Origin of the sequence: Devosia sp., assembly GCF_028290645.1 — a bacterium.
In the GTDB taxonomy this organism is placed as follows: Bacteria; Pseudomonadota; Alphaproteobacteria; order Rhizobiales; family Devosiaceae; genus Devosia_A.
Map to the genome: position 1 here is coordinate 1 of NZ_JAQGJL010000063.1, position 6,867 is coordinate 6,867.

General features: G+C 66.3%; 6 protein-coding genes and 1 pseudogene. 3 read left to right on the plus strand and 4 right to left on the minus strand.

The window, feature by feature from the left end:
* The 3 genes and pseudogenes from JWQ89_RS03385 to JWQ89_RS03395 all read right to left on the minus strand — a co-directional run.
* Positions 1-314, minus strand: a pseudogene (locus JWQ89_RS03385) (glycoside hydrolase family 19 protein); the annotation flags it as partial.
* A gap of 46 nt (positions 315-360) precedes the next feature.
* Positions 361-1,095: a peptidoglycan-binding protein gene (locus JWQ89_RS03390; protein WP_299638405.1), complete on the minus strand. Its 735-nt coding sequence runs from the start codon at positions 1,093-1,095 to the stop codon at positions 361-363.
* 100 nt (positions 1,096-1,195) lie between these two features.
* Positions 1,196-4,579 (minus strand): DNA methyltransferase, encoded by a 3,384-nt coding sequence (locus tag JWQ89_RS03395; RefSeq protein ID WP_299638407.1) that lies wholly within the window; start codon positions 4,577-4,579, stop codon positions 1,196-1,198.
* Positions 4,580-4,729: 150 nt separating this feature from the next.
* On the opposite strand from JWQ89_RS03395, the gene JWQ89_RS03400 reads away from it, so the two are divergent.
* The 3 genes from JWQ89_RS03400 (at position 4,730) to uppS (ending at position 6,517) form a co-directional block, all read left to right on the plus strand.
* Positions 4,730-5,338: a hypothetical protein gene (locus JWQ89_RS03400; protein ID WP_299638408.1), complete on the plus strand. Its 609-nt coding sequence runs from the start codon at positions 4,730-4,732 to the stop codon at positions 5,336-5,338.
* On the plus strand, positions 5,328-5,699 hold the full coding sequence (locus JWQ89_RS03405) for a transcriptional regulator (protein WP_299638409.1): 372 nt from the start codon (positions 5,328-5,330) through the stop codon (positions 5,697-5,699). The genes JWQ89_RS03400 and JWQ89_RS03405 overlap by 11 nt, the downstream gene beginning before the upstream one ends.
* A 143-nt stretch (positions 5,700-5,842) precedes the next feature.
* The gene (gene uppS / locus JWQ89_RS03410) at positions 5,843-6,517 is read left to right on the plus strand and encodes a polyprenyl diphosphate synthase (RefSeq protein WP_299638411.1); all 675 of its coding nucleotides are present in this window, start codon (positions 5,843-5,845) and stop codon (positions 6,515-6,517) included.
* Between the two features lie 9 nt (positions 6,518-6,526).
* On the opposite strand, the gene JWQ89_RS03415 is transcribed toward uppS, so the two are convergent.
* On the minus strand, positions 6,527-6,867 hold a 341-nt coding region (locus tag JWQ89_RS03415; protein WP_299638413.1), incomplete at its 5' end, for a phosphatase PAP2 family protein.

Sequence of the window (6,867 nt, forward strand, 5' to 3'; positions counted from 1 at the left end):
TTGCCCAGCCGCCCGCCATACACCTTGTTCGCGAGGGCTTCAGGATTGTGCGCGAACCCGTTGGTCGAACCGAGCGTCGGAAACCGCGTCGAACAGACCTGCATCATTCGCGGAGGGCTATAGTTGAGGTTCTCCTCGGTGATCCTCAGCCCGCCGGATTCGTGCCCGATCTGCGCAAGGAAGAAATGCAGCCGGTTCTGCCGGTCCGAAATGCCGAAAGCGGACAGCAGGGCGCCCGCCTGGCTGGCGAAAGCCGTAATGATCGCGTCCTTGGCCGAGGGATAGAGCTGGCGCAGCACGTCTTCTGTCAGCAAAGTCTGCCTCCCGATGTTTTCTGATGATCCGTGAAGCGGCGCGCCCTCAGGGCACGCGCGCAAAGCCCAGCAGCTTGTCGATCGCCCCGAGCGTGTAGGTGAACTTGCCCACCTTCGGGGTCTTGTTGCCCTCGATGGTGTGTACCAACCCGTCGACATAGCTGTGGACGAGCCCGACATGCCCGTGCCAGGAATCCGGCGCGTTCCGCCACCAGACGATCACGTCGCCCGGCAGCGGCGGATTGGCGGCGTCCACCTTGACGCCAAATCCCTTGTCCCGCATCCGCTTGAGCACGTCGCGCGCGCCCAGCGAATAGGTGTAGGGCATCGGCTGCCCGGAGTTCTTGAAGCAGAAGCTGACGAACGCCGCGCACCACTCGGCCGGCGGATCGATGATGCCGTTGAGGTACTTCGCAACATGCGGCCCCTTGTTGTTGCCGCCCACCTCGCCATGCCCCGCCTCGAGTTCGGCGATCGCCGCCTTCAGCGCCCCGCGCGCCGTGGCGCTGCCGCCCGGTGCCAACGGCCCACTGGCCGGCGGCAAGCTGATCGTCGTGCCTCCGAGGTGCGCCTCGATGGCCGCGAGCGTCACCGGTCCCACCACCCCATCCACCACCAGCGGCCGCCCCACCGCATCGACACCCTGCATCTGGAACGCCCGCACGGCCTTCCAGACCTCATTGTCGAACGTCGAGGTCTCAACCCCGAAATAGTATCCAAGCGCCTTGAGGTTCCTTGCGAGGTCCCTGACCTTGCTTCCCGTCGCGCCCTTGCTCAGCATCCATTCCTCCGCAACTTGATGTGCCAATGTTATCGGCTGCGGAAAGCGCGGGGATAAACTTGGGAACATTGCTTATGGGGAGGTTCGTTTCCCGGACGAACTATGCCGCCCGCCGCAACGCGAACGTCCGGCCGCCGTCGGTGCTGTTCACGTCGCCATAGCGCACATAAGCGCGCAGCGTCTGCGCGATATCGCGCTCGACCTTCTTGCCCTGCCGAAACCGCGCGGCGACATCGGCGGCACTGAGCGGACCCGGCGCCGCGGCCAGCACCGCGTAGATCGCGCTGGTCCGGCGCCGCTCCTCGGTGGGAAAGCTCGGCTTGCCCTTTTCCTCGGGCGCCGCCAGCTGCAACCCGCCCCGCTCCGCCCTCTGCGTCGCCGTGCCGAACCGCGGAATCTGGTGCTCGGGCCGCAACCACCGCACCCGCCCCCGCGCCTCCTCCTCCGCCCGCTCCCGGTTCAGCGCCACGAGCCGCTCGAGCACCTCCGCCTCGCCCAGCCCAGCCGGCCAGCCATAGGCCCGGAACACCGCCGCATCGAGCTCGTCGTGATAGTCCCTGAGCACCAGCACCAGCCCATCCGCCTTCACCACCTCCTCGCGCTCCGTCAACTCCCCGCCCGCCCGCAGCTTCTCGAGCACATTGTACATTTCGGTCAGCGTCACATCCGGATGCGCCGCCTGCACCGCCTTGCGATGCGCATCAAGCTTCTCGGCGATGTCCGCGATTTCGGCTTTGAGGAGTTCGTCGGGGTCGGGGAAGGGAAAGGGGTCGAACGTCCGGGACTTGGAATAGCGCGGGTCATTGCCGACACCGAGCCAACCACCTGCGCGGAGCGCCCAAGTAGTGTGGATGCGGGAGGAGAGTACGCCGAGATGAAAGGCGTCGTCACTACCAACCGCCACCACCATGTGGTCTGGTGTGAACTCAGTGCTGAGAAACTGAAAGATCCGATGCTTCGCCGTCTCGGTAGTCCCTATGAACCTGGCAATGGCGACTCTGAAACTCCGTATCTCGGGCCGCTGACGCCCAAATAGCCACCATTGCCTGCGAAATGCGCGGTCACTGTTGACCTCACGCTCCGGTTTCACTGACCACAAGAGATGCTCGTAGATGTGTGGGAACGTCGCCCTGATGTCCTCCAGCTCCAGCCCGAACATGTCCACCACGTAGCGTTCACTCGCTCGCCGCACCAAGTCTCCACCGTTGAGAAATGGCCTGATAACTGAGTTGGCGTCGGGTCCATCCAGGTCGATCAAGCGTTTTGCATCGGACGCAGAAAGGACAAATCCGCGCCCGGCCAGCATCATCCCATTGGATGACATGCCAACGTTGGCCCTCAGTGACCTAGCCTTCGTTAGGTCGGACCCAATGGTCAGATCGGCATTTATCATCCCCCGGTGCTCTTCTAGTTCAACCCTCGGCTCCTCCGTATCTAGACTTGCGACGCGCGTCACCTTGAGCAAGCTGCCGGTATCGCTCCCTGATCGGGCTACAGTCATGGCGATGCGGACAGCGGCCGCTTCGGGGCCTGCCTTGGTCCAAGGATGATCCGCCACCGCAAAGGTAAGCGATACCGGCCGCGTTCCGGCCATGTGCCGCTCCACTACCCGCCGGTTGAAGACCTGCGTGATGGAATTCGTGGTGACAAAGCCAAAGCGACGAAGCGCGGAGTTCTTCGCGGTGAGCAACTCGGCCGCCCTGTCCCACCAGTACATCACGAAGTCGGCGCTCTTGTTGACCTTCGGGTTGGCCTTCCAGAGCGCCTGCAGATAGGCCTCCCCAAATGCCTCCCGCATCGGCTGTCCCTTCCCAAGGAACGGCGGGTTCCCTACCACGAAATCCGCCATCGGCCAGTCCGGCCGACGCGGGTTCGGATAGGTCTCCCTCCCTTCCACCACCACCGGCGCCGGATACCCGTCCCACGCCAGCACCGCGTCCCTGCACTCGATATTGTGGAACGCCCTGAGGATCGGCTCCTCGGGATGCCCCTTGTTCGAGCGATAGTGGATTTGCAGGAACCCGATCCACAGTACCAGCTCGGCGATCGCCGCCGCCCGCGGGTTCACCTCGATCCCGAGGAACTGATGCGGGTCCACCCGGTGCCGGTCCAGCGCCAGCGCCTCCTGCCCGCCCAGTGCCGACAGCGCCTCGAGCATCTCGTCCTCGAGCTGCTTGATCTTGTCGAGTGCCACATAGAGGAAATTGCCTGTCCCGCAGGCCGGGTCCAGCACGCTGATCCTGCACAGCTGATCATGGAACTCGCGCACCGCCGCAATGGCTGCCCGATTCTGCCCGTCGGCCAGCAGCTTCTCCACCGTCACGCTGACCTGCGACCAGTCGGTCCTGAGCGGCTCCATGATCGTCGGCAGCACCAGCCGCTCGACATACGCCCGCGGCGTGTAATGCGCCCCGAGCTTCGAGCGCTCCCGCGCGTCCAGCGCCCCCTCGAGCAGCGAGCCGAAGATCGCCGGCTCGACGTTCCGCCAGTCCTTGCCCGCAGCAACCAGCAGCTCACCGATCTCCTCCCGGTTGAGCGGCAGCACCTCGGGATTGCGGAAGAACTCGCCGTTGAACCGCTTGACCTTGGCCTCGAGCGCATAGGCCCACTCGCCCGCATTCATCGCCGCCCAGAGCTGGCTGACCATCGGCCCGAACTTTTCCGGGTCCGTCCGGCACTTTTCGAGCACCCCCTTGAACCCGTCCTTGGGCAGCAGCTCGACGTCCTCGGCGAACATCGTGAACAGGCACCGCATCAGGAACTGCGCCACCTGGTCCGCGCCATAGCCGCGCCGCTCCAGCGATTTCGAGACCTCGGCCAGCCGCTCCGCCACTTCGCGTGTCGCCTTGGCTGCCTTCCTTGTCGGATCGAGCGCCGCCGGATCGCTCCAGATCAGCTTTAGCTGCTCGCGCACCTCACGCTTGCGCAGGTCCTCGAGGTAAATCCGGAACCCCTGCCGGTCCGGAAACTGCGTGTAGTCCCGGCCTTTGCCGTTGAAATCGGCATAGATCTCGAACGCATGCCCGACATCGCAGACGATGATGAAAGGCGGCCAGTCGTGGTCCGCCGGCAGCATCAGCGCATATTCCTCGGCCTGCCGTCGGGCGTTGCGCATCAGGATGTCCCAGTTGCGCTCGATACCCCGCCGTCCGGCATCCTTCTGCGCACTCGCCTCGAACATCTCCTCCTGCCCGGCGATCGCCTTGTCCCCGCCCTTCCAGCGGCTCTGCTTGGCTTCGAGGATGAAGCAGTTCTTCTTGTAGAGATCGATCCGCTTGTGCGCGCTGCGCTCGCCGCCCTCGCGCCGGATCACCGCCCGCTCGAACACATAGTCGTTGTGCTCGTGCGCCGCCGACGCCGGGTCGGGCCGCGCCACCTCCAGCACGTCGCAGAGTTCCGAGAGGAACAGCGCATAGTTCGCGCGCTCCGCCCCGCCCTCCTTGCCCTGCCAGCGAGCGATGAACGCCTCGATACGCCCAGACAACCCCGGTCCCCCCGGGCGCGAATCGTCGGCAGGGCACCGCCATAAACAATCCGGAGCACTACCTGCGAGCTTCTACTTACCCATCCCCGCCACACCCCGGCCGCAATTTGCGCCCCACTCTACTTTGCACCGCAAACCAGAGTCCGACCCATGACCGATCTGGACAAGGCCCTCGCCGATATCGATGAGATCAAGAGCCGCCTTGCCCAGTCGAGCCCATTCCTCGGTCTCGGCCCCGCCGCCCTCGCCGCCAGCGGCGCCCTCGCCTTCGGTGTCGCGGCCGTCCAGTCGCTGATCCCCGGCGCGACCGAGCCCCTGCCCTATTTCGTCGGCTGGGTGGCGACTGCCATCGTCGCCGTCGCCCTCATCGGCGCCGAGATGCTGCGCCGCTCGCGCCGCCATCATGCCGGGCTCGCGGACCATATGATCCGCGAGGCCGTGCTGAACTTCGTTCCCGCCGGCGTCGCCGGCGCCGCCCTCCTGGTGTTCTTCGCGCGTTCGGCGCCCGATGAACTGTGGCTGGTCCCGGGCCTGTGGCTGATCCTCGTCAGCCTCGGCATCTTCGCCGCCACGCGCTCCCTGCCCCGCGCCATCGCGCTGGCCGGCGCGTGGTACCTGTTCGCGGGGGTCACCGTCCTGCTCCTCGCCGCGGCCGACCACGCCCACTCCCCCTGGCACATGGGCCTGCCCTTCGCCGTCGGCCAGTTGCTGGTCGCCGCGATCGTCTACCGCGCCCCGGAGGCCGCCCATGCCCGCTGAATCCGGCGCTCCCTTCGCCTATGAGGGGCTCGACCGCATCATCCATGAGAAGGCTCGCCTCGGCATCCTCACCTCGCTGGTCAGCCGCCCCGACGGCCTCGCCTTCAACGACCTGCTGCGCCTCTGCGCCCTCACCCAGGGCAATCTCAGCCGCCATCTCGCCGTGCTGCACGAGGCCGGCCTCGTCGATATCCGCAAGGGCTATGCCGGCAACCGCCCCCTCACCGAAATCCGCCTTACCCCCGCCGGTCGCCAGCGCTTCCTCGACTACCTGAACGTCCTCGAACGCGTCGTCCGCGACGCCTCCGCCCGCGCCGAAACCACCCAACAGGAACCCAACCTCAAGCCCCGCCCAGCCTGACGCCGGATCCTCCCCCGCAACGCGGGGGAAGGGGACCATTCGAAGCATGGTGGAGGGGGCAAGGGAGCCCCTACCCCACCGCACTCTTCGCAGCAGTCCCCCATTCACCATTCGCCATTCCCCCTTCGCCACCGAGGTTTACAATGCAAACCAATCCCCCTCACAAACTCCACGTCGCCATCATCATGGACGGCAATGGCCGCTGGGCCGAAGCCCGCGGCCTGCCTCGTCCCATCGGCCACCAGGCAGGCGCCGACGCCGTCCGTGCCATCGTGCGCTCGGCCATCGAGAACGACGTCGGCGCCCTCACCCTCTACGCCTTCTCGACCTACAACTGGCGCCGCTCCGACGCCGAAGTCGCCGGCCTCATGGCCCTGCTCCGCCATTTCCTCCTCGTTGAAGCCCGCCAGCTCCGCGATACCAACGTCCGCATCAGCATCCTCGGCCGCCGCGACCGGCTGCCGCTCGGCCTCGTCAAGGCCATCGCCACCGCCGAGCGCACCACCGCCGCTTGCAGCGGCCTCCATCTGCGCATCGCCATCGACTACTCGGCTCGCGAAGCCATCCTCGCCGCCGCGGCAGCGGGCCTCACGCCCGAGGCGCTGGCTGCCCAGCTCGGCACCGAGGACGTCGATTTACTCATCCGCACCGGCGGCGACCGGCGCCTCTCCGACTTCCTGCTCTGGGAATGCGCCTATGCCGAACTGCTCTTCACCGAGGTCAAATGGCCCGATTTCGGCCCGCCCCAGTTCGAAGCCGCCCTCGCCGACTACGCCCGCCGCACCCGCAGCTTCGGCGGCGTGGCCGATGCCGCCTGACCCGGGCGGCTACCGCGGCAGCGCCCGCCAGCCTACCCAGCACAGCAGCGCCCAGGCCCCGCCGAGCGCCCAGCCGGCGATGACGTCGGTGGGGTAGTGGACGCCTAGATAGATGCGGCTGATGCCGACGATGACCGCCAGCACGATCGAAAGCGCGATGAAATACACTTTCAGCGCCGGGCGCTGGATGGAATCGGCCAATAGCGCTCCCAGCGTCAGGAACACCACGGCCGAGAGTGTCGCGTGGCCGCTTGGAAAGCTCGCCGTGAACACCGTTGCGGCGGCCCCGAGGTCTGGCCGCGGCCGATTGAACAGGATCTTGAGCCCGGTCGAGAGCGCCGTCCCGCTCA

Excerpts from the sequence above, each read along its gene's own strand:
- JWQ89_RS03390 (WP_299638405.1), bottom strand. The coding sequence starts at position 1,095 with ATGCTGAGCAAGGGCGCGACGGGAAGCAAGGTCAGGGACCTCGCAAGG.
- JWQ89_RS03400 (WP_299638408.1), top strand. The coding sequence starts at position 4,730 with ATGACCGATCTGGACAAGGCCCTCGCCGATATCGATGAGATCAAGAGC.
- JWQ89_RS03405 (WP_299638409.1), top strand. The coding sequence starts at position 5,328 with ATGCCCGCTGAATCCGGCGCTCCCTTCGCCTATGAGGGGCTCGACCGC.
- uppS (WP_299638411.1), top strand. The coding sequence starts at position 5,843 with ATGCAAACCAATCCCCCTCACAAACTCCACGTCGCCATCATCATGGAC.